Below are 21,395 nucleotides of genomic sequence, written 5' to 3' on the forward strand. Positions count from 1 at the left end.
CGTATGACATGATCAACCTCTTCAACCTTCTTAATGAGCTCTTCAACCTTCTTAATGAGCACATCTTTCAATCCTGGCAAATCTATGATAAAATTCACTCACACGCAACCCCAATCTTTTACTTGTTTCTCGTCAATTCAAGTATAAAAGAATTGGTAGGTTGCGTGTTCTTTTTTGCTTCATGGGCTACGCCCATGAAGCAAAAAAGAAGAATATCACCACTAACCTAATTGTTTGGATACCCCAACAATTATTATAGAGCCGAAATTTATGCTTTTTATATGTTTTAAAATGTAGATCTGAACATCAAGCTCAGATCCACTTCTTCTAGTAAAAGGCTCCTATAAATTTAAATTTTAAGGTTAAAAAGAAATGAATAGTCTCCCTTTTTTCTTACTTTTTATCTTTGTGAAATCACGAATTGAATGAACACCTACTTTGCTTAATAAAAATAATAACTCAGCAAAAACTTCAGCCGTCATTTTAGCATCATTTAATGCATGATGCCTACGTTTTTGTTCAATTTGAAACTGTGAAACTAGATTATCGAGTTTATTGTTACTTTTAGGTTGTAAATAGTTAGCAATGAAAAAAGAGTCAATAAAAGTGGGTGTGTAGTTTAATATACCCCATCTTTTTGCCATCTCTTGTAAGAAGTGAACATCAAAAGAAGCAGGATGCGCAACAAGAACTGTATTTTCACTAAATTGTAGAAGTTTCAAAAATGCCTCCTGAAACGTAATGCCCTTATTTATTTGTTCCTTTGTTAACCCTGTTAAAGAATAAATATATTCAGGAACTTCATTTATCGGATTAATGACTTTATAAAATTGATCAATAATCTCATTACCATTCATTTTGATTGCTCCAATAGAGACAATTTCATCACCTATTCTCGGATAAAAACCAGTTGTTTCTAGATCAAATACTGTGTAAGTTGTTTCTAGTAGGCTTTGATTAGGTTCGAGTGTTACTTGGTAATTTGATAAATGTTCAGTAAGTTTCACTTGAATTTCCGGATTTGTACATTTTTTCTGTTTAAACTTTAAATTAAATTGATCGTAAAAAATATATTTTAAAATTTTTAATGATGGAATCGGCTCCATACTATATTCCCCGCTTCCTCCCGACACTAATCTCACTCATTTGCTGAAGACGTTTCGCAATACCTAATGCCTCTTTTAATGTATTCTTTTCATCTTTAGTTACCATTTCTACAAGTAATTCATTTGATAACAAGCTATTACTTCTTAATTGCTTTATATTGTTTTTAATACGAAAAGTCATTAATATATGCAATGCGGTTTTAACATTATTCACATCACGGGGGTGAAGTACTTCTTTTTCCTTTAACTCCGTTAAACGTTTAATAGTATTTTCATTTTTTATTCCATTTTTTATTGCAAAAATACGAACCCCGTTAACAATTTGCATAATTGCACCTTTTTTTAAATTGACCGACTTCGTTTTCCCACTCGTTATGATCAACCCAAATGGATTCAAAGGTACTCTAAAACGTAGCGTGTCCTTCATTAAAAGTAGTTGAAGAATTTTCCCTTTTTGAACAGTATCTGTTGTCTCATCTCTTAAACGTACAGCTAATGAAAAATCACCAAAAATCGGTCTGAAATCACAAAAAATCGTAAAATTCCTTATTTCTTCAGCATCCGTTTCTTTTACCCAGCGTTTAACCTCAATGATCCATTCGTTTAATGAACGACGCCATTTTAGTTCTTTAGCCATAACCCCTCCTGAACAAAGAGGAAAACCACATTCTTTTAGTCCAATATTGACTTTTTCCGCAAATATTTTGAAGTAATTTTCAATTTCTTGTTTATTTGTCAGGTGCTCATAATTGGCTAAAATAAGTCCGTTGTCTTGATCAGTACTAAATGTTTGTTCTCTTCTACCTTGGCTCCCCATTACAATAAAGCAATAATTAACTGGCGGTGTGCCATAGCCTTCTAGTTTCATTTCTTTTAAAACAATCCTAATAACTTGACGATGTATTTTATCATTATAATTGGAGATTAATTCTGCGACATCATATGCATATGTGTTATTAGATAATAGCGCTTCTACAAAATCAATAAATAGTTGGTTATTGACCGCTGCCAATTTCGTTAAATCGTTAATTGAATAGGTGTGATGAATACTATGGGATAGGTTTATGTAATTCGAATCTTGAAGTTGCAAAAACGATTCAGCGGTTAATACCCCGACAACTTTTTCGTGTTTAATGACAGGGATGAAATCGACATGGTCATCTTTAAAATACGATAATATATCATAACCAAATGATTCATATTGTGCTTTGTATGGTCGTTTATTCATCACACTTTTTATTAACTGATCTGTTTCACCAGAAACGATTGAATGCAACAAATCCCGCTGTGTTAATGTTCCTACTAGATTTTGTTTTTCATCTACAACAACTAATCCCGTAGTGAGTACTTCTCTAAGGCGCTTTGCAGCTTGAACAATAGTCGCTTCTTGTGAAATGAATATCGGTGGATTCATAATCGCTTCGACTCTCGTACGAAAAAGTGAAATATTCTCAGAGTCTTCTTCATTTCTTTTTCGTGTAATTTCGTTATATAGTGTTTTCATTCTTACACCAATACCTTCTAAAACGATCTCAGAAAAAGCTTTGTTATTCGTCATTACTTTTAAAAAAGCCCTTTTTTTCAATAGGATCACTTCACAATCTTGCTTTGCCTGTACAGAAAATTTCATTTGACCACCAGCTAACATAATCATGAGCCCAATTAAATCACCTTGATAATAGTACCGAACTGAGAATTGTTCTCCATTTGTTCTATGAAGAATATTTTTCGCTAAACCTTCAAGGAGAAAAAATAATTCTATTTCATCTTCGTCTTCATGAAATAAAAATTCATTCTTTTTAAACTTACGTAGTTCAGATTCATCAGTAATCTCATTAAATTCTTCCGCAGTTAATAAAGTAAATGGGTAGGTGTTTCGAAGCTTTTCGAGCTCTGCTTTTTTCCGCAATACCATCACCCTCTCTGACTATTATTATTTGTTATCCCACTCTTATAAGAGGTAGTAAGAACCGAACTTTAAAAACTTAGAAAGACGAAGGAAATTTAGGGGAGGATAAAGTGAACCCCCACAAATTTACGTTCTATCGAATTTTTTTTCTAATCTCTGCATTCTTACTTTTATGTCTGATAGCACCTTTTTTTCTTTTAATAGGTTTGTCATACGTTTTTGTCTTTCGTACGCTAATTCGGAATAATAAAATGCTTTTTCTATATCTTTAAATTGATGCTCATAAATTTTTGCTAGCTCTAAACACGCCTTAATTGATAAACCCGAATCTTTTGTAGTAAGCATTTGAAAGTAATTTATAGCATCGTCTATACGTTTATCCTTTTTCAATAATATGCCTAATGAAAGTCTAGCAACATCGCGATAACGAGACTCGCTCATAGCTACTTGTTCATATAACTTAGACGCCTTGTTCAATTGCTTAAGGTTTTCATACCAACGCGCTATTTCATACGTTTCTTTCATAGTCGTACTATTACTATTTGCATTTAGAAGTTTTTTTGAAAGATTAATATATAAAATAATTAGGGAAAGGACGTCTACTTCGTTATGTTTTAATACTCCTGAAATAGCCTCTGGATTTTTTTCCTTCAAAAAATCAAAATATAATAGTGGAGCTAAACTACCAGGAGTATCATCCACCCTCTCAATTTCTAATATTTCTTTTTCAACAATTGATAATCGACAAGAAGGTAATGTATCCTTCCAAAGTCTACGGGCGGCGTGAAGTAAATCAAAATGACCAAACTTTGGGAGCAACGGGACTTTATCTCTCACTAATGTGTGTCTTGTACGAACTTGCGGCCAATCAAAGGCCTTTCCGTTATACGTAACTAAATTCGATAAATCACTTATATCCTGTAAAAAGTGAAAGTAAAAAGCAGCTTCATCTGCTGGTCCTGGTAGAAAGAATTGTTTAACTTTTACCACATCCCCTGCCAGATGACAATACCCTAATAAAAATATAGTATTTCCCGTTCCACCTCCAAGACCTGTTGTTTCTGTATCAAAGAAAATAAGTTGTTCTTCGTTCAGGCCGTTGGCAGATAAAGGATGATTCGTATCATCATCATTCCATTGTTTCACTACTTCCTTTAGTTCTCTAAATGAATGTTTACCAAGTCGATAATCAAGTGGATACTCCATCTCACGAAAAATCGTATGTTGATCATCAAAAAATAAAGGCTTCCCTTTAAAATTAGACCAATCTGTATCGACCTGTTTATTATTTGATTCTTTTACTGAAGGCATTTCTTCTAGCTGCATATGCCCCTTCATTCTAGCTAGCTTATTTTTCAGTGACATGATGACCATCCCTCACTTCTAAAAGATTATTCAATAACGTTAACGAAAGGGTTTTGGAGTTAGATGAGGAAGCAACACCTACACAAGATGGACACCCCTCTTCACAAGTACATCTTTGAATGTAGTGTTTCGTTTTATCTAATATTATATAGATATGCTTAAAAACATCACTACTTAGCCCTACCCCTCCTGGATAACGATCATATAAGAAGATTGTTGGCTTACCGGAATGAATGGCCTTCATTTGTGGAACGACACGCAAGTCATGACGATCACACATAACATAAACCGTTGCCACTGCTTGCATTACATGAGAAAGACCAATTAGTGCATTTTCTAACGCTTCTTTGCCAATTTCTGCTTGGACAGCTTCCTCAAAGGAGATCCATACTGCATTAGTATGAAGCTCTTGTTCTGGCAAATGAATAGGACCTGAACCTATTGTTTCAAACGTTTCTAACTTGATTTTCTTAAAAATAGTGGCCATTGCGTTGACCGTGACATCACCATATTCTACTGAGCAGCTAATATGCTTCTTTTGGTTATCTACTTCTAGAACTTTTAACTGAACGGCTAAATTGGCGTCTGTAAAATAATCAACATCTACTTCTCTTACAAATGCTTTTTTCTCTTCCCAATCCAGTTTTTCAACTTGAAATTGAATTCCTTCATGTAAATAAATTGCTTCATCATGTAACAATGTCATTGCACTAAATGTATCCATTTCACCTATTACTTTAGCATTGGCAATATCTGATTGGTCAATGATTATTACATTTTCTTGTGAAGCAGAACGTAAACTTATGTTATGAGCAGGAAACGAATCGTTCATCCAATAATATTTATCTTGTTGGAAATGCAGCACTTGTTCTTCTTGTAGAAACTCTAAAATTTCTTCAACTTCAACGCCATCAAACGTTTCTCCTTGCTTAAAAGGTAACTCATATGCTGCACACTTCATATGGTCTACTAAAATAATTAAATTATCTGGGTTTATCCTGGCATGCTCAGGTGTCGCATCAAAAAAATAATCTGGTTGTTGAACGAGAAATTGGTCAATCGGAGTTGAGTCGGCAACCATAATGATTAAAGCTTCATCATGACGGCGACCAGCTCTTCCTGCTTGCTGCCAAACACTTGCAATCGAACCTGGATATCCAGTCATCACACAAGCTTGTAACTGACCGATATCAACCCCTAACTCAAGGGCATTCGTACTAACAACCCCTTTAATTTCTCCTTTCCTTAAACCTTGTTCAATTTCACGTCGTTGCTTTGGTAAGTAGCCACCACGATACCCACGAATCGTTTTGGTCCCTAACTTTTTGGAGACAAGTTCTTGTAAATGACTTAATATAATTTCCACTCTCACTCTACTTCTAGCAAAAACGATCGTTTTAATTTGATTTCTTAATAATTTACTAGCTAACCTTTTAACTTCAACAGTCGTACTTTTCCTTATTTGTAATGGCTGATTAACAATCGGTGGATTATAAAAAACAAAATGCTTTTTCCCACGCGGTGCACCGTTATTCTCAATGACTGTCATTTTCACACCTGTTAATGCCTCACTTAATTCTAGTGGATTAGCAATTGTCGCCGAAGTACAAATGAATGTCGGTTGACTACCGTAATAGGCACATATTCGCTTAAGTCTCCTAATAACATTTGCTACATGACTACCGAATACACCTCGATACGTATGTAACTCATCAATAACGACGTATTTTAAATTTTCAAATAAAGAAACCCACTTCGTATGATGAGGTAATATAGCCGAATGAAGCATGTCAGGATTAGTAATAACGATATGTCCAGCTTTTCTTACTGCCTGACGAATGTTCGGTGCGGTATCTCCGTCATATGTAAACCCTTTTATATCTACACCAATCGCATCGATCAGTTCATTCAGTTCACTCCTTTGATCTTGCGCAAGCGCTTTGGTTGGAAAAATATATAAAGCACGACTTGAAGGGTCATCACAGATTTGTTGTAACACTGGTAAATTATAACAAAGGGTTTTTCCAGATGCAGTTGGAGTTATTGCAGTAAAGTTCTTCCCTTTTGAAGCAAGCTCAAACGCTGTCCCTTGATGAGTATATAAAGTTTCTATCCCACGTTCTCTTAATGCTATTTGAATTTGTGTATCTACTGTTGAAGGAAAAGGGACCGTACGTGCTTCTTGTCCTTCAATCTCGTGCCAGTGAACAACATTTTCATCCTCTCGTAATTGTTCAATATATTGTTGTAGTGATAATTTTCGTATCATCAATTCACACCTCTACATGGATTATATTCAATTATAGAGAATGTACGTTTGCTTTGTAAAGGGGTTTTACAGGCATTGTTTACATAATATCATTATTGTAAATTATATACCCATTCCTAACTAATCATTCACTTTAGAAAAGTGCAAGCGCCTTGGCCACGAGCAAGCTGTATCCTATCCTTCTCATACCGCTCGACAATTTCTATATTTTGTCAACCTATTGTATATTTATCATAAAGCTTTGTAATCACATCTATAAATCCTGTTATCCCATTTCTACTCAATTTAGGAATGTACGTCCCTACATAAAGAGGTTGCTTCTCAGAGGTTAAAAATACACTTAATGGACAATCTATGTAATCAGTATTAATCTGACAAGCTCGAATGTATATATTATTAATATCAGGACGCTCCTCTCGATCAACTTTAATAGAAACAAATTTTTTGTTTAAGATTTTCGCAACTTCCTCGTCTTCAAATAATTCATGAGCCATCACACTACACAGATGACAAGTAGTATCACCGATCGAAATAAACACCAACTTCCCTTCTCGTCTAGCTTTTTCAAACGCTTCATTCGACCATTCAAGCCAGTTGACAGGATTTGTTTCATGTTTTTTTAAGTACGGACTTTTTGATTGGACAAGCCAGTTGTAATCTGCTGAATGACGGTCTTCTTCAAGGTATGATTGCATGATTTATAGACACTCCTCATTGTTTTAAAATAATTAGTTGTAGAATTCCCCATATTTAGTAAGAAAAAACGACTTTATATGTATGGAAGTCGTTAGATTATCATGAAAGCTGAACTTCCATCAGTGAGGGCCTTCTTCATTAGGATTGTACGAAATGAATAATTTGTATCGTTAGGCTGTTTTGTTTAGGCAAGTTAGTATTAGGAAATTTACCCCACTCTTAAGAGGGATTAAGCCGCTCACCTCAAAACTTTTAAATATTCGGAAAGTTAGGAGGCATGTAAGAAAAATATTATAACCATATGCTTGCTTACTATACTTTAAAGATATAAAATCGAATGATGACGTTATACTGGAGGTAATATGTTAACTTATGAAGAAAAACTAAAAATTATTGAAGAATTTCCTGAATTGGAAAGAAAAAATGTATCATTAGGAAGAGTAAATTTTCACTACGCTAACAGTTCGTACGATCAGAAAAATGTTGTTTTTCATCTTCATCCTAATGGAAACGGTTTTGTTTATGCAGGCAAAATGACAGGCTATCAAACGAACGATAAAGGAATGGTAAACATTCGTGATTTTACAGAAAAGGCTCTCCGTTCTACAATTAGAAAGTCTATTCTATCTTTAATACCTAAAGAAATAGAAACAAGTAATGAACCCGAAGAAGAGGTTTGGATCAATGACAACACTGTTACACTTACCATACTCAAAGAAGGTGATATGTGGAATGTGTATGCTGAAGATACTTTAGATGGTACATTTACGACATATAAAGAAGCTGCTCACTATTTAGGAGAAGAAGGCTTTTCACGCATTTAATTAAGGACGACTATGTTGACAGCATAGTCGTCCTTATTTTTCCACTTGCTAATTGCAGTTAGCTTTACGTTTCTTTACTTATGGGCCTTACTAACTTTTAACTTCTTACCTTTAACTGTTGTATTTTCCATTGCTTCTAAGACCAATGAACCTTTCCCATTTAAAATATCAACATAAGTTAAAGTATCTTGGATCGTAATAATTCCAATATCCTCAGCTGTTACACCAGGTATTTTTGCGATCGTTCCAACAAAATCGACAGCTCGAAGTTTCTTCTTCTTTCCACCGCTAAAATGAAGTTTGATAATATCTTTGTTAATTCGTGCTGTTTTATTATTTTTAACGATTCGGCGGCCAATGATTTTTTCTTCAAATGCAGCTTTTCCATTTTTAACGTCTTCATACGTCGGAGCTTCCATTGACGGGATAGAAAATCCGATGTATCTCTCAATCGCTTTCACGTATTTATTTTCATATGATGTTGCAAATGTAATGGCTTTTCCTTTATTACCTGCTCGACCCGTTCTTCCAGTTCGGTGAACATAGCTCTCTTTTTCCATAGGAACATCATAGTTTATCACAATGGTCACATTATCGATATCTATTCCTCTCGCAGCTACGTCTGTTGCGATTAGATAACGAAAATTGCCGAGTTTGAAACCATTCATCACTGCAAATCTATCTTCTTGCTCTAAACCTCCATGAAGTTTTTCACATGAATAATTCGCACTTTCCAATTCATTAAATACAGTATCAACATGTTCTTTTGTATTGCAAAAAACGATACAGCTATCAGGGTTTTCTACAACTGTAACGTCTTTAAGAAGTGAAATCTTTTCGGCTTCATTCACTTCAATTAAGCGATGATCAATTGTATCTGTTGTAATTGTTGTAGAAGCAATTTCTATATAGGTCGGATCTGACATATATTTATGACAAAGGCTTTCCACATCCTTAGGAAGAGTTGCAGAAAATACCATCGTCACTCTATTAGTTGGAAGTTCTTTTATAATCGATTCAACTACATTGATAAAGCCCATATTCAACATTTCATCGGCTTCATCAATAATAAGGAACTTAATTTTTTCTAAATCCAACGTACCTCTATCAATGTGGTCAAGGACACGGCCAGGTGTTCCAACGACAACATGCGTTTTTTGTTTTAATTCCTCTTTTTGTTTTGCAAACGGTTCTTTCCCGTAAACTGCCATGGCTTTAATTCGTTTTAATCTACCAATATTCGTTATATCTTCTCGAACTTGTACAGCAAGTTCACGAGTAGGTGTGAGAATTAATGCTTGTGGTTTTTTTTCTTCCCATTCAATCATTTCACATATAGGAATACCGAAGGATGCAGTCTTTCCACTTCCTGTATGCGATTTTACTACGAGGTCTTGTTTTTCCAACGCTTTTGGTATAACTTCACTTTGAACCTCAGTCGGTGTATTATATTTTAATACAACAAGTGCTCTTTTAATTTCATCACTTAAATCATAATCATCAAATTTTCTTTCACTCATGTTCTAACCTCGTTTACTTAGTATAATTCGTTTTCAATAAATTCTTCTTCCCTAAAAATTGCTTTTATTCACATTTATAAACGTGAAAAAAGGACTCTATGAAAGAGTCCTTTTTCATCATTAAGCTTTGTTTACATTTATGGCTTGAAGACCACGTTGGCCTTGCTCTGTGTCAAAATTTACTTTTTGGCCTTCTTCTAAAGATTTAAACCCTTCGCCTTGGATAGCTGAGAAATGTACAAATACATCATCTCCACCTTCTACTTCGATAAAACCAAAACCTTTTTCTGCATTAAACCATTTTACTGTACCTTGTTGCATGTTTGTTTCCTCCTGTGTGGTATAAACCACTTTTTATTACTATTAATGCTCAATTAAATAAAAATAGATACCAAAGGCGAAAAGATCAAATGCTTTCTATTTTACTTAGTAACGAACAAAAATAATTCACTTTAACAGTAACAGATACATCATGATATTGCAAATTTTCGTTATCCTATAGTGTGAATTCTCATTATCGTTTATTCTTTCTTTGTTATTAAAATGAAGTTCTGTCGGCTTCGGCTGCATAAAAATAATAAAGCAGTAAATAAACTCACTGCTTCTTTCGTACTTTTTGATCAAACTGTGCAAAAGTTTACTTCCCATTCTTTGTTTACTACAAATGAATTTTCGATGATTTGTATTATCGAACTATTAAAACTTATTTTTAACATTTTGAAATATTTCAGATTGTGTAACCGAGCTCATAATTTTATCAAACAACGGAAACTTACTTACATTACTTGCTTCTAAATCTATTGAATAAAATTGAAAACTATTTTTCCCTTTGTTTTTCGCATGATACATTGCTTTATCAGCATTTTTTATTAATGTTTCAATGTTCTCACCATCTTTTGGGAATATACTAATTCCTATGCTTGGCGATACTTTTGACTCATTTTCTTGGAAACAAAAAGGCTCTGATATAGAATTTAATATTCGTTCTGCTATTTTCTCCACCTCTTCGGTGCTTGTCTCCTCAAAAACAATAATAAATTCATCTCCACCAAGTCTACCTGTTAAATCTTCTTCTCTTACAGTATTGTTTAGTCGTTTAGCGACTTCAACTAGTAATAAATCACCATACTCATGTCCAAGTGTATCATTTACTTTTTTAAAACCATCTAAATCAATAAACATGACTGCAAAACTATGGTCGTGCCGCTTCGATCTTGCTAAAATTTTTGTTAAGTGTTTTTGTATCATTTTACGATTTGGTAAATCCGTTAGCTCATCATAATAAGCCATTTGCTTTAGCTTCATTTCAAATAACTTTTGTTCTGTTACATCTATGATCAAGCCATTAATTATTTCAACTTTACTAGATTCATCTTGGATAGGGTTAGTTTGTATTTCCATCCACCGTAAATGATTATTTACATCCTTTACCGAAAATTCAACTTTGCCTTTTTTTCTCGTGAGAAGTAAATTTACAATATCTTTTTCCTTTTCTTGATCAATATTTCTAATAAAGTGCTTCAATAATTTCGGCTTTTCCATTAACTCTGTATCTGTAAAGATACTTATTTCATTTACCCCTTTTGATATATATAATTTGTCGTTTTCAATATCATATGAAAAACAAATCACATGCAAATGATCATACATATTTTTTAGTACAGTAACCTCTTTTTTATATTTAGAGCATTTTTCTTTTAACTGACCAATTTGATTTTGTAACATTTCCTCATTTAAAGCACGTTTTCGGTATTCTTTATATAGAATCCAACCTGGTATCAGGAGAAATAAGACGAACAAATTCGATAACATTGGGTATCCAGTGAAACTGAAAATAAATGCTAATGCTATCATTAGGAGAGATATCGGAATAATCGCTTTTGAATATATAGTCATTGTCCACCTCTAGCAAATTTAGCTTAATTTATAAGATTAAAAGAATAGTAACTCAACTAAAATTGTATGGTTTATACGCTTAATAGGTCAAGTGTTTTTTATTGGTTGTGATTAGCACAATCGCTATAAACGTAGTCATTCAAAATTAGCCAATCTATGTATAATTTTATTAATAAAAATTGTGTTAAAACATAATTCTCTCAACCATAGAATAGGGTAAAATAAAAATAAATGAATGAATTTCATAATTTCCAAAACTGAGCCTCATAATTCACAATCTAGTCACGAAAGGTTCAGCGTAACTAGATAATTATTTTAATAGCAGGAACATTAAATTATGAAATTCATTAAACTATTAAAGAGTAGAGGAGGAATAGAAAATTGATAAAAAATAAATGGATTTGGTACGGAATGGTAATCATTTGCGCAATCATTTTAACAATAAGTTTCATTAATAACAACCCAGTGATGGCAATCGCCGCTTTTTCTTTAGCCCTTCTATTAAAAAAAGACTATCATAACATCCCTTTACCAAAAAGATACAATAAATTTACTCGTACTGAAAATAAAACCAACCAATCATAGTAACTAAGTTGAAAAAAGAAGCATTCCGAACTCGGATTGCTTCTTTTTCTTGTCGAAATACTGCTATATTAAAATTTAGAAAAAACTTGGCTCTAAGCCAAGTTTTTTCTAATAGATCCTGTTAATCTTGTATTCTATTCATCTAGGTTATACGAATAATGATTGTTATTATTAACTTTACATATACCTAAAGCTTCAAAAACTTTTGCATGAATGTTTACGTAAGCATTATATTCAATTCGCTCAAGCATATCATAGGCTTTTCTTAACGTTTTATCAATAACTACAATACCATGTTGATGTAGTAAAGTCGCTACTGGCATGTCGCCAACTCTCGTTTCTAGATAAGATCGAACAATATAAGCTAGTTCCGGACTTGTTGCAGGAGCAAAATCTAATGTTTTAACTTCCCCTAATTTTTGAGTTGCTTCACATAAATTAGGAAGTGGAAGTCCTAATGATGCAAAGACCATCGATTCCTTAGGGTGAGCATGAACAACAGCACCCGCATCAGGCATCGTCTCAAAAGCAGCTAAGTGCATATTTACCTCTCGTGTAACCTTCCCATTTCCTTCCAAAATGTTTGCATCTTTATCGATGACCAAAATATCTTCAGGATTTAATCGACAAAACTTTGCTTGCGACATTAACGTTGGAGTCATGATAAAATGTTCATCACTGACTCGAACACTAATGTTCCCACCAGCAGCATTTGTATTAAATCGATCAAACATCATTTGAGTCACTTCACATAAGTCTTTTCTTTCATCAAAATACATCATATCGAATAAGCCTCCAATTTCTCAATTTTCACTTCCGCTTCTAATTGCTTTGTTTGCTTTAAGCAAAATGATGAACTCTCATTTTGCGAAGCTTTAGATGCACTTAACGCAGTAGAAAACTCTAACATATCTTCAATTGAAGTTTGTTTATAAAGAGACGCTACTAATCCACCTACGAAAACATCACCACAACCTGTATCATTAATCTCCTTAATAACAGGTGGGATTACTCGGTAAAATGATTGCTTCGTTCCTACTAAACTACCTTTTTTTCCTAAGGAAACAACAACAAACTCTATACCATCGTTTAACAACTTTTTCATTTCTGGAATAAACTCATCAATTGTATTTAATGGCTTTCCTACTAACTCTTGAAATTCAAATTCATTTGGTTTAATTAAGTAGGGCTTGAGTTTAATGGCTTCCCGTAAGTAATCCCCACTTGCGTCAATGATAAGTTTTCCACCTTTATCCGTAACCGTTTTGACAATGTTGATATACTGATCGACATTAAATCCTCTAGGTGGACTTCCTGCAAATACTACATAATCATTTTTCGTAACTTGATTGGAAAGTTTTTCAACCAACTTACATTGAGATTCTTCTAAAATCTCAAATCCAGACTCCGTAATCATAAAACTCCCATTTCCTGAATCATCCAATATTACAAGACTTTCTCTTGTAGAACAGTTTTCTTGTGATATAAAATCACAAGTCACTCCCTTATTTTTAAGAAGGGTGGTAAGCGTAAGGGCATTTTCCGAACCTACAAACCCGGTTGCGATGTTGTTAATATTTAATTTAGATAACACAACCGATACATGTGTTGCTTTTCCTCCTATATCAAATGAAACATTTCTTATTTTATTGTTCATTTTTCGTGTGAGAACACCATTAATCTTTATTATTTTATCAATAGCCGTGTTCAAGGTAACTGTATAAATCATGGACACTATCACATCCTAACCATTAAGTAACCTAGTAAAACGAATACTTTAAACGCTAACAATCTCTTACACGCGGGGGCAAAAGCCCCCGATGCAATTGTCACTTAACTGTAATATAAAAACTATTGACCTATTGATTTTTTTTTAATAATGTTAATTTGTCACATATTTTCTTATTTGCTGATTAAGTTGCCTGCTATGCAATTTTATCAGCATTTTTTTCAATCATTTCTGATCTTTTCTTCATTCCTTTATAGTACCAAACGAATAGTACCATCCAAATAATTGCAGCTACTAATCCCCAGAATTGTCCGTTTACTACATTCGCTGCATTCGCAAAGACATATCTAAATACAGGATATTCAAGTGTACTCCATGATAATAATTGACCAGCTGGTACTGTTATTGCGCCAGTGTCATTAGCTAGTTTTGTAATCGTTGGTGCAAAATATGTTGCAACATACAGGAATACTGGAGTTGTTACAACTCCTAAAATTATCATTCTTAGTAAATTTCCACCTGTTACAATTAACGCAGCTACTGCAAAAGAAAGATTGATGATACCTGCGAACGGTAATACATTATTCCCTGGTAAAAATGCTGCAAACATTAATGTGAAAGGTACTAATACAATACACGTTACCCAAACTTCGTTACAACCTGCCATAATTGGCCAGTCAAGTCCAATGTGTAGTTCTTTTCCTTCAAAACGCTTTCTCATGAATTCTGAAATTGCATCAGATAACGGAGCTAATGCTTGCATGAATAATTTAGCTACCATCGGGAAAAGTGTTAATGCAGCTGCAGCCTGAACACCCAAAATTAGTATTTCTTGAATGTTATATTTTGCAGTTACCCCTAGTAAAATCCCAATAATAAAGCCCATCACATGATTTTCAGCAAAAATTCCAATTCTTTCTTTTAACCAATCTGCATCAATTTTACGATCAAGACCCGGTACAAAATCTAGTAGTCTATTTAACGGATATAAAAATACACCAAATAATGTCATACTATGAGTACTAGTTACACCTGGGATTTGAGTTAATTCACCAATTTGTTTTTGGTTAACATCAGCAACCTTCAATTCAATAATAATTTGCAACGACGCTACGATAAATGCAAGCGTAACACTTCCAGAAACCCCTATAACTAAAACTGCAGTTAAAATTTTTCCCCATACATTCCATAAATCAACGTTTAAAGTATTCGTTTTGTTAATTAATAGCATAATTGCATTAATCCCAATTTGGATCGGAAACATAAAGAATGCTAATGGCCAAGCCCATGCAAGTGTTGCTAAAGATGTCCAGCCACCATCAATGGCAGTAAGTTCAATTCCAGTATTATCTACAAATTGCCTGGCAGCAGGACCCATTGCATCCATCATAAACCCAATCACTAACCCCATTCCGACAAATGCAAGACCAAGCGTTAAACCAGATGAAAAAGCATCCTTAAATTTCATACGGGCAATCAAACCAACAATAATCAAGATTAATGGTACAAACACCGCTGCTCCAAATCCTAAAATGTAATCAAAAATTGACTGTAAAGCTTCCACTAAAATTCCTCCTTTTCAAATTTAGGTAGTTTTGTCATTTGAATAATGAGGCTTATTATTTTAAAGCTTTAATAACCTTGTCTAGTTCAGCATCCATACCCATACCTGTTAAAAAGGCAATTCCATTACACACTGGTACTGGATATTCTTTTCTAGGTTTTGTAATAGCTATATAGACGGCACAATCCTTGACATACGTATCAATCGACTTAATATCTACTGCTTCTACATGTGCTTTCACCCCTTTGCTATCCAATAATTTTTTCACTTTAGATGCAACCGTTTGAGATGTAGCAACACCTGAACCACAAGCAACAATAACTTTTTTCATATTGAACGCCTCCACCATATTATTTAATCGTTATGCTACAGTTTTTTTTAATAACCTAATAATATCTGCTTGGTTAGATTCTTTTAATAATTGGTCCATTACTTCTCGTTGCATAAACATTTCTATTAATTTTTGTAGCAAGGCTGTTTGACCTTCTCCTCTTTTCAAGCCTAATATGAACAAAAGCTGTGCATCTACCCTTTTGTCATCTGACCCCATCTCAAGAAACTCAATCCTTTTTGTTGGTCGAATTACTGCAATAAACGGTTTACAAATATTTACTGGATCTGTATGAGGTATCGCAACATGATACGGAACCGTTCTTAGTCCAGTAGGATATTCATCTTCTCTTTGTTTAATTGCCTGTTTAAAAGTTTCCTTTACATATCCTTTTTCAACTAGCACTGTAGATATTTTTTCGAAAAAATCATCTCTGTCCGTACAATCAAAATTTGGAAATACTAATTCATTTTTAAACAATTGACTAAATAGCTCCATCTGCACTCAACTTCCTTTTCTAAAAAATTAAATCTATATGACTTGTAACATTTGACTTCCTCTAAGCACCACCTCCTCTTTAAAGTAAACTGTAAGAAAAGACTCTTATATCGTTACTTTTACATTTGCATAATAATTAACGAGTTCAGTAATTTCTTTTTTACTTTTCGCATTTATCATTTGGCTAATATTTTCTTCATTTTCAACTAATTCATTTAGTTGAAATAAAGCTTGCAAATGTTTTTTCCGATCTATAGCAGCAATTACAATGACGACGTTTACCGTTAATTGAGGGGCAAATTCAACACCTTCCTGTAAACAAAGCATACTCATCGCAATATTATTAACACCATCCTCTGGAGATGCATGAGGAATAGCTACTTTAGGAGCAATAATGATATAAGGTTCTTCAGGATTGAATTGACTAATCATTTGTTCTATATAACTTGCTTCTATTGACTTATTTTTTAATAATGGATGAGCCGCAACTTGAATTGCCTCTTCCCAAGAAGTCACACACTCTCTCATCACTATTACGTCTTCCTTTAGTAAATCTGCTAGGTTAGGATCAACCAGCTGATGTTGTCTACCATATTTCATATTGCTATTATGAAAGAATGAATGTAATGATTTCTTTAAAGATTCAACATTCGTTATGTTTGCATGTTCTTGAATGACTTCCATAAGCATTTCATAGTCAATTTTAGAGGGGCTATATCCATGTAGTTCCTGGTATACTCGTAACTTTAAATTCTTTTCTTCTTCTTCAGTAATAAATGGTTTTACAAGAAATAATTTCTTATTAGTTTTAAGTGTTACACTCGAAAAAACGAGATCAAAATCCAAGGCATAGTGATTAAATTCTCTAACCGAAATACAATCTAAAAAAATGATATCCGAAAACATTTCCCTCAATGTTTCTAATAAGAGTTTCGAAACCGATATTCCATTTGGACAAACAACGACTGCTTTTAATTTGGTTGTTAGTTTCTCCCCTTGTTGTTGCAACCAACTCTTTATTAGAATCGTTAGGTATGCAAGTTCATCTTCTGGAATTGTTTTCCCTAAAAATGTTTCTAATGGATCTAAACTCTTTCTAACGAGATGATGAACATCCCCATGATGAATTTGAATATCCTTTAACAATGGATTTTCAGTTGTTAACCCATATGCAATTCGATAAACGGCAGGTTTCATATGTTGAAAAAGCTTTTCTATTAATCCATCTCGGTTTTGAACCGTCACACATGCTTGTTTTTCAAAAGAAAGTAACAAGTCTTTAATGGCAGAAACTAAATGTTGATCATTCTCTTTGTTTAGTTCTACTGATAAAACACTAGAAGATAGCAGTTGTAAAGTAAGAAATAATCGATCTTGTTCATGAACTTCAGCAATATTCCAAAGTAAATCTTCTACTAAATGATACTCTTTCGTATTTGAAATGTCCGAAAAATGAATATCATACACGTTCAGCTGTTTTCCTCTTTGCATTCTTCTTAGTAGTAATAAAAGTAAATATGGGAGTTCCTTCAATTTCTCATCAGTAAATTTTATTTTTACTTTTTTCTCTATGATTTCAAAACGACTAGCTAGACTCTTAATATCCTTTTTACATATCTCTGTTAGTCTGACTAGCCATTTTTCACCACTTTTCATTTTCAATATTTTGGGTACAAGATTTAGTAGAAGTAACCGTTTCTGTATTTCCCCCCCTTCTAAATAGTAACCATGACGCCTCGTATAAACGAGCTTTAAATCGTACCGGTTGAGTAGAGTCTCTGCTTTTTTTAAATCTGATAAAACGGTATTTCTACTTACGTTTATAGAATTTGAAAAATGGAAAAGCGAGAGTTCTTGAGAACGACTAACGAGCATTACTAAAATTAGGTTAATTCTTTCGTTTTCAGATGGAACGTATTCATTTAATGGAGTTTTTTCAACTAAATCAGGAAACATTTCTTTGACTGAAGGTTCGACCTCTATCCCCGTTTGTTTGCTATTGTTAATTTTCGGAAGATGATTTACAGCAAGCCAATCATTTATTTTTTTCAAGCTGTAGTTTATTTGACTTCGTGTGAGCTGAAACTTTTTTTCCAAGTCTTTTATTTTCATTCCATGGGTTAGAGTAATTTCTTTTAGGAGTTGAAAGCTACGCTCATCTAAGAACATCTTGTTTCCTTCCTTTCTTGTTTTAATCATAACTTAATTTCGCTATCTGCGGATGCGCTTTCATCACAATAATTATCAGACTGTTTATACATAATTGTGATGATGATTGTCCACACAGGTAAAACGTAGGCACGTGTGTTAAGCTGCTTTAAAACTTTTAAACCCTTATTTCTCTCTTTAAAAGAAACTCATAGTTATATTACATCCTATTAATATAAGTTCACTTCTATTAATACAAGTTTACCTAACTTATATTTTCCATTTTTATTGACAGATCCTTCTTAAATGCTTAATATTTGTCCGACAAAATTCTTTTTACCATAAAATGAAAGTTCTTAAGTCGCAAGCCAAATGCAATAAAAGTCCATAGACAGAAGTAGTTATTTCCTTCCGAAAAAAGGTGAAGTGACAAACTCGTAGGTGCGGAAGCTGCCTTGCTCAAACACGTAAGGAATAAAAGACTATGTCTATAAGGTTAGCTTCCTAGAATTTTTAATAGTAAAAAAGAGTTGTTCTAAAAACTAAAATTAGCTTTTAGAACAACTCCAATTTCATTGTTGTAAATTATGAACCTTTTGCTTGTTATTGATTACCTTTATTTACCCACTCAGCAACTTGCACAATACGTTTTGCTTGATATTTGACTACCGCTTCACATTTTCAAGCATTTTACCTTCTTGATCAACTGTAACGCTTGTTCGAATAATTAAATCTTAAAATTTATTTTACGCTGCCAAATCCTTTTAGTTTAGCTATAACATTAACATTTATTTCAGCCTCCGGATATACCTCTTCACTCCAATTCATTTCTTTCCATTCTTTATAATTACAACTATTTCTTACATATTGGCCTATTCCAAGGTTGTCTACATGATACTCTTGCATGATTTCAATAATTTTTTCACTACTTTTTTCAATAAATTTTGCTAACTTACGTTCAATTTCTTTTTGTACTTCATCATCAGATAATTCAAGTTGACCAGTATATTCCTCGATGTCCCCTTTCACCTCTATGTTAATCGTAATCTGAGATGGAGATTGTACGTCTACCTTCCTTGATGATTCCAATGTACTGAAAGTAATATATAAATAAGCTTTTTTCTCCTCATTTTTTAGATTGATTTCAGTAGTGATATCTCCACCTAAATATTCTCCATGTAGCATCTTAAATACCCTACTAGCTTTTGGGTCTAAGTTGTAAACAAAACGATCACCCTTATATAGTGCTATTCCATCAATAATTATTTCGTCACTACCTTGTTTTATGTACGGAGTAATAGGGTCTATACCATCATCATGATAGTCTCGTAAAAAGTGATATAATGATGTATCAACAGTTACATGAGTTTGAGCATCTTTTTCAATTAATTCATATATATATCGATCTGTACGTGGATGATTTGGATATTCGCCAAACAAAAGCTCCTTCGTACTACCATTCACTGTAATAATTTTTACGTTTAATCCAATCGTATGATCTCGCTTAAGAGTATCAATTGTATCCAATATACCTATTTCAGCTAATTGATTACTAAATAAAGCGGTTCTTAATTGCCCACTTACTAATATACGCTCTGTTTTTCGAGCCATTATTTCCTTACCTTCTTTACTTGTATGTGCTATTGTTGTTAGTATTTCTCGATCACTTTTAGCCGTAGGTGCAACTTGAGGAAATGCTGCTGTTATTATTAGGACACCTTCTTTTTTCGCATTTTCCGCTTCATTAAGGTCATAACCAATACTATGTATAAAGCCTAGTTCTTCAACAATTCTATCCTGAGCACATCCAGTAGTCACTAAAACTACAAGTAAATATTGTAACAAAATCAATTTACGCAATCTCAGTATTCATCCTTTCTTTCCTTTTATTCAACCAAAGTAAACAAAGCAGGAGCAAAGGAAAACTAAATGCAAAAATTATTTGTGGAATTGTGATAATGGTAAACAATTCGTTAATTTCTCTTTGTACATCTAAGACTGCACCTACTAAGAAACTTCCTAAAAACATGAGAGCTATTAACCATTTTTTGTTTACAGACTTTAACATACTTTGAGAGACTTCCAATGCAGCCCAATAATAAAAAGCAACGGTTACAATAACTTTTAATAGAATAAACGCAAAAACAAAGTTCTCAATCCGTTCAATTAATGGCGTTTGCATAAATTTTAATATTGTATGTGTCGGATATAAAATATTTTTTAGTTGATTAAAACTAAAAAATCCCATTGTCATAAAACATGTTACAGTATAAACAAAAGTGGTAAATAAATGTCCGAATACAATAGCTTTGCCAAAGTTGCCATCCTTCTGCACATATGGGATTAAAAATAACGTTAATTCATACCCTAAAAAACTTGTATAAGCTTCTATCCCTTTGCCGATGGGATCCGTTGCTCCTTGAAAAAAAAATGTCGTTAACCTAGTAAAGCTGAATTCCGGAATGAGTATGAATAATAAAAATAGTAACCAAACCGTGGAAAAGAAGAAAACGACTGTGATCTTACTCATATTATAAATTCCTTTACTTAAGAAAAATAAAATAAGTAATAAAAAATAAACTAAAAAATAATTTGGCTTCACATCAGGAAACATCGTTAATTGAATACGCATCACATAGTTCTTTGCTACTAAAACGGCAAGTAAACCAAAAGTAGTAATCATAAATATATAGAGTGGATAATATACGAACTTTGGTAAAGATGCTTCTACGATGGTAAAAACGGATCTCCCTGCTCCTTTTTTATAAACTAATATAATAAAATATAGATTTACTAAAACTAAAACTGACAACCCCATAATCCCTAACCAACCATTCATTCCGAATGCTTCAGCTACAATTCTAGGCAAAGCAAATATGATAATTCCTGATTGGACCATGTAAACCATAATTGCCAATTGTGAATAGTGTATCTTTTCATGCATAACAAATCGTT

Annotated in this window: 18 protein-coding genes; 2 read left to right on the top strand and 16 right to left on the bottom strand. The window is 33.3% G+C overall.

Translation table 11 applies throughout. From position 1 onward, the window contains the following. Positions 1-362: 362 nt before the first annotated feature. From BKP45_RS14470 to BKP45_RS14490, 5 genes are all read right to left on the bottom strand, one after another. A complete protein-coding gene (locus BKP45_RS14470) occupies positions 363-1,106 on the bottom strand; it encodes a 3'-5' exonuclease (RefSeq protein ID WP_071390411.1) in 744 nt (247 codons plus the stop codon). A 1-nt stretch (position 1,107) separates the two neighbouring features. Beyond that, the gene (locus BKP45_RS14475; RefSeq protein WP_169824132.1) at positions 1,108-3,015 is read right to left on the bottom strand and encodes a DUF294 nucleotidyltransferase-like domain-containing protein; all 1,908 of its coding nucleotides are present in this window, start codon (positions 3,013-3,015) and stop codon (positions 1,108-1,110) included. 126 nt (positions 3,016-3,141) lie between these two features. Next, positions 3,142-4,380: a ribonuclease H-like domain-containing protein gene (locus tag BKP45_RS14480; RefSeq protein ID WP_071390413.1), complete on the bottom strand. Its 1,239-nt coding sequence runs from the start codon at positions 4,378-4,380 to the stop codon at positions 3,142-3,144. Beyond that, positions 4,364-6,649: a DEAD/DEAH box helicase gene (locus tag BKP45_RS14485; protein ID WP_281243177.1), complete on the bottom strand. Its 2,286-nt coding sequence runs from the start codon at positions 6,647-6,649 to the stop codon at positions 4,364-4,366. The genes BKP45_RS14480 and BKP45_RS14485 overlap by 17 nt, the downstream gene beginning before the upstream one ends. Positions 6,650-6,861: 212 nt before the next feature. Beyond that, complete coding sequence (locus BKP45_RS14490; RefSeq protein WP_071390415.1) at positions 6,862-7,344, bottom strand: DUF255 domain-containing protein; 483 nt, start codon at positions 7,342-7,344, stop codon at positions 6,862-6,864. 363 nt (positions 7,345-7,707) lie between these two features. On the opposite strand from BKP45_RS14490, the gene BKP45_RS14495 reads away from it, so the two are divergent. Further along, positions 7,708-8,169 carry a hypothetical protein gene (locus tag BKP45_RS14495; protein ID WP_071390416.1) on the top strand — a complete coding sequence of 154 codons (462 nt, stop codon included), beginning with the start codon at positions 7,708-7,710 and terminating at the stop codon, positions 8,167-8,169. Between the two features lie 74 nt (positions 8,170-8,243). Here BKP45_RS14495 and BKP45_RS14500 read toward each other — a convergent pair whose 3' ends face one another. The 3 genes from BKP45_RS14500 to BKP45_RS14510 form a co-directional block, all read right to left on the bottom strand. Next, a complete protein-coding gene (locus BKP45_RS14500; protein WP_071390417.1) occupies positions 8,244-9,689 on the bottom strand; it encodes a DEAD/DEAH box helicase in 1,446 nt (481 codons plus the stop codon). Between the two features lie 120 nt (positions 9,690-9,809). Further along, positions 9,810-10,010 (bottom strand): cold-shock protein, encoded by a 201-nt coding sequence (locus tag BKP45_RS14505; protein WP_071390418.1) that lies wholly within the window; start codon positions 10,008-10,010, stop codon positions 9,810-9,812. A gap of 375 nt (positions 10,011-10,385) precedes the next feature. Continuing rightward, positions 10,386-11,585, bottom strand: coding sequence for a sensor domain-containing diguanylate cyclase (locus tag BKP45_RS14510; protein WP_071390419.1), 1,200 nt, complete (start codon positions 11,583-11,585; stop codon positions 10,386-10,388). Between the two features lie 381 nt (positions 11,586-11,966). Here BKP45_RS14510 and BKP45_RS14515 point away from each other — a divergent pair, with 381 nt between their 5' ends. Beyond that, on the top strand, positions 11,967-12,170 hold the full coding sequence (locus BKP45_RS14515) for a hypothetical protein (RefSeq protein ID WP_071390420.1): 204 nt from the start codon (positions 11,967-11,969) through the stop codon (positions 12,168-12,170). Between the two features lie 134 nt (positions 12,171-12,304). Here the strand turns inward: BKP45_RS14515 and BKP45_RS14520 are convergent, their stop codons facing one another. The 8 genes from BKP45_RS14520 to BKP45_RS14555 form a co-directional block, all read right to left on the bottom strand. Beyond that, positions 12,305-12,952 carry a class II aldolase/adducin family protein gene (locus BKP45_RS14520; RefSeq protein ID WP_071390421.1) on the bottom strand — a complete coding sequence of 216 codons (648 nt, stop codon included), beginning with the start codon at positions 12,950-12,952 and terminating at the stop codon, positions 12,305-12,307. Beyond that, positions 12,949-13,899 (bottom strand): 1-phosphofructokinase family hexose kinase, encoded by a 951-nt coding sequence (locus BKP45_RS14525; RefSeq protein ID WP_071390422.1) that lies wholly within the window; start codon positions 13,897-13,899, stop codon positions 12,949-12,951. Before BKP45_RS14525 ends, BKP45_RS14520 begins: the two co-directional genes overlap by 4 nt. Positions 13,900-14,095: 196 nt before the next feature. Further along, positions 14,096-15,463: a PTS galactitol transporter subunit IIC gene (locus BKP45_RS14530; RefSeq protein ID WP_071390423.1), complete on the bottom strand. Its 1,368-nt coding sequence runs from the start codon at positions 15,461-15,463 to the stop codon at positions 14,096-14,098. Positions 15,464-15,518: 55 nt separating this feature from the next. After that, the gene (locus BKP45_RS14535) at positions 15,519-15,794 is read right to left on the bottom strand and encodes a PTS sugar transporter subunit IIB (RefSeq protein WP_071390424.1); all 276 of its coding nucleotides are present in this window, start codon (positions 15,792-15,794) and stop codon (positions 15,519-15,521) included. A gap of 30 nt (positions 15,795-15,824) precedes the next feature. Then, positions 15,825-16,292, bottom strand: a complete 468-nt coding sequence (locus BKP45_RS14540) for a PTS sugar transporter subunit IIA (RefSeq protein WP_084787982.1) — start codon at positions 16,290-16,292, stop codon at positions 15,825-15,827. Positions 16,293-16,397: 105 nt separating this feature from the next. After that, positions 16,398-18,461, bottom strand: coding sequence for a BglG family transcription antiterminator (locus BKP45_RS14545; RefSeq protein WP_071390425.1), 2,064 nt, complete (start codon positions 18,459-18,461; stop codon positions 16,398-16,400). A 720-nt stretch (positions 18,462-19,181) separates the two neighbouring features. After that, a complete protein-coding gene (locus tag BKP45_RS14550; RefSeq protein ID WP_071390426.1) occupies positions 19,182-20,300 on the bottom strand; it encodes a Ger(x)C family spore germination protein in 1,119 nt (372 codons plus the stop codon). Beyond that, positions 20,293-21,384, bottom strand: a complete 1,092-nt coding sequence (locus BKP45_RS14555) for a GerAB/ArcD/ProY family transporter (RefSeq protein ID WP_071390427.1) — start codon at positions 21,382-21,384, stop codon at positions 20,293-20,295. The genes BKP45_RS14550 and BKP45_RS14555 overlap by 8 nt, the downstream gene beginning before the upstream one ends. Between the last annotated feature and the right edge of the window lie 11 nt (positions 21,385-21,395).

This window comes from Anaerobacillus alkalidiazotrophicus, assembly GCF_001866055.1.

Excerpts from the sequence above, each read along its gene's own strand:
- BKP45_RS14470 (WP_071390411.1), bottom strand. The coding sequence starts at position 1,106 with ATGGAGCCGATTCCATCATTAAAAATTTTAAAATATATTTTTTACGAT.
- BKP45_RS14480 (WP_071390413.1), bottom strand. The coding sequence starts at position 4,380 with ATGTCACTGAAAAATAAGCTAGCTAGAATGAAGGGGCATATGCAGCTA.
- BKP45_RS14485 (WP_281243177.1), bottom strand. The coding sequence starts at position 6,649 with ATGATACGAAAATTATCACTACAACAATATATTGAACAATTACGAGAG.
- BKP45_RS14490 (WP_071390415.1), bottom strand. The coding sequence starts at position 7,344 with ATGCAATCATACCTTGAAGAAGACCGTCATTCAGCAGATTACAACTGG.
- BKP45_RS14495 (WP_071390416.1), top strand. The coding sequence starts at position 7,708 with ATGTTAACTTATGAAGAAAAACTAAAAATTATTGAAGAATTTCCTGAA.
- BKP45_RS14500 (WP_071390417.1), bottom strand. The coding sequence starts at position 9,689 with ATGAGTGAAAGAAAATTTGATGATTATGATTTAAGTGATGAAATTAAA.
- BKP45_RS14505 (WP_071390418.1), bottom strand. The coding sequence starts at position 10,010 with ATGCAACAAGGTACAGTAAAATGGTTTAATGCAGAAAAAGGTTTTGGT.
- BKP45_RS14510 (WP_071390419.1), bottom strand. The coding sequence starts at position 11,585 with ATGACTATATATTCAAAAGCGATTATTCCGATATCTCTCCTAATGATA.
- BKP45_RS14520 (WP_071390421.1), bottom strand. The coding sequence starts at position 12,952 with ATGATGTATTTTGATGAAAGAAAAGACTTATGTGAAGTGACTCAAATG.
- BKP45_RS14525 (WP_071390422.1), bottom strand. The coding sequence starts at position 13,899 with ATGATTTATACAGTTACCTTGAACACGGCTATTGATAAAATAATAAAG.
- BKP45_RS14535 (WP_071390424.1), bottom strand. The coding sequence starts at position 15,794 with ATGAAAAAAGTTATTGTTGCTTGTGGTTCAGGTGTTGCTACATCTCAA.
- BKP45_RS14540 (WP_084787982.1), bottom strand. The coding sequence starts at position 16,292 with ATGGAGCTATTTAGTCAATTGTTTAAAAATGAATTAGTATTTCCAAAT.
- BKP45_RS14545 (WP_071390425.1), bottom strand. The coding sequence starts at position 18,461 with ATGTTCTTAGATGAGCGTAGCTTTCAACTCCTAAAAGAAATTACTCTA.
- BKP45_RS14555 (WP_071390427.1), bottom strand. The coding sequence starts at position 21,384 with ATGCATGAAAAGATACACTATTCACAATTGGCAATTATGGTTTACATG.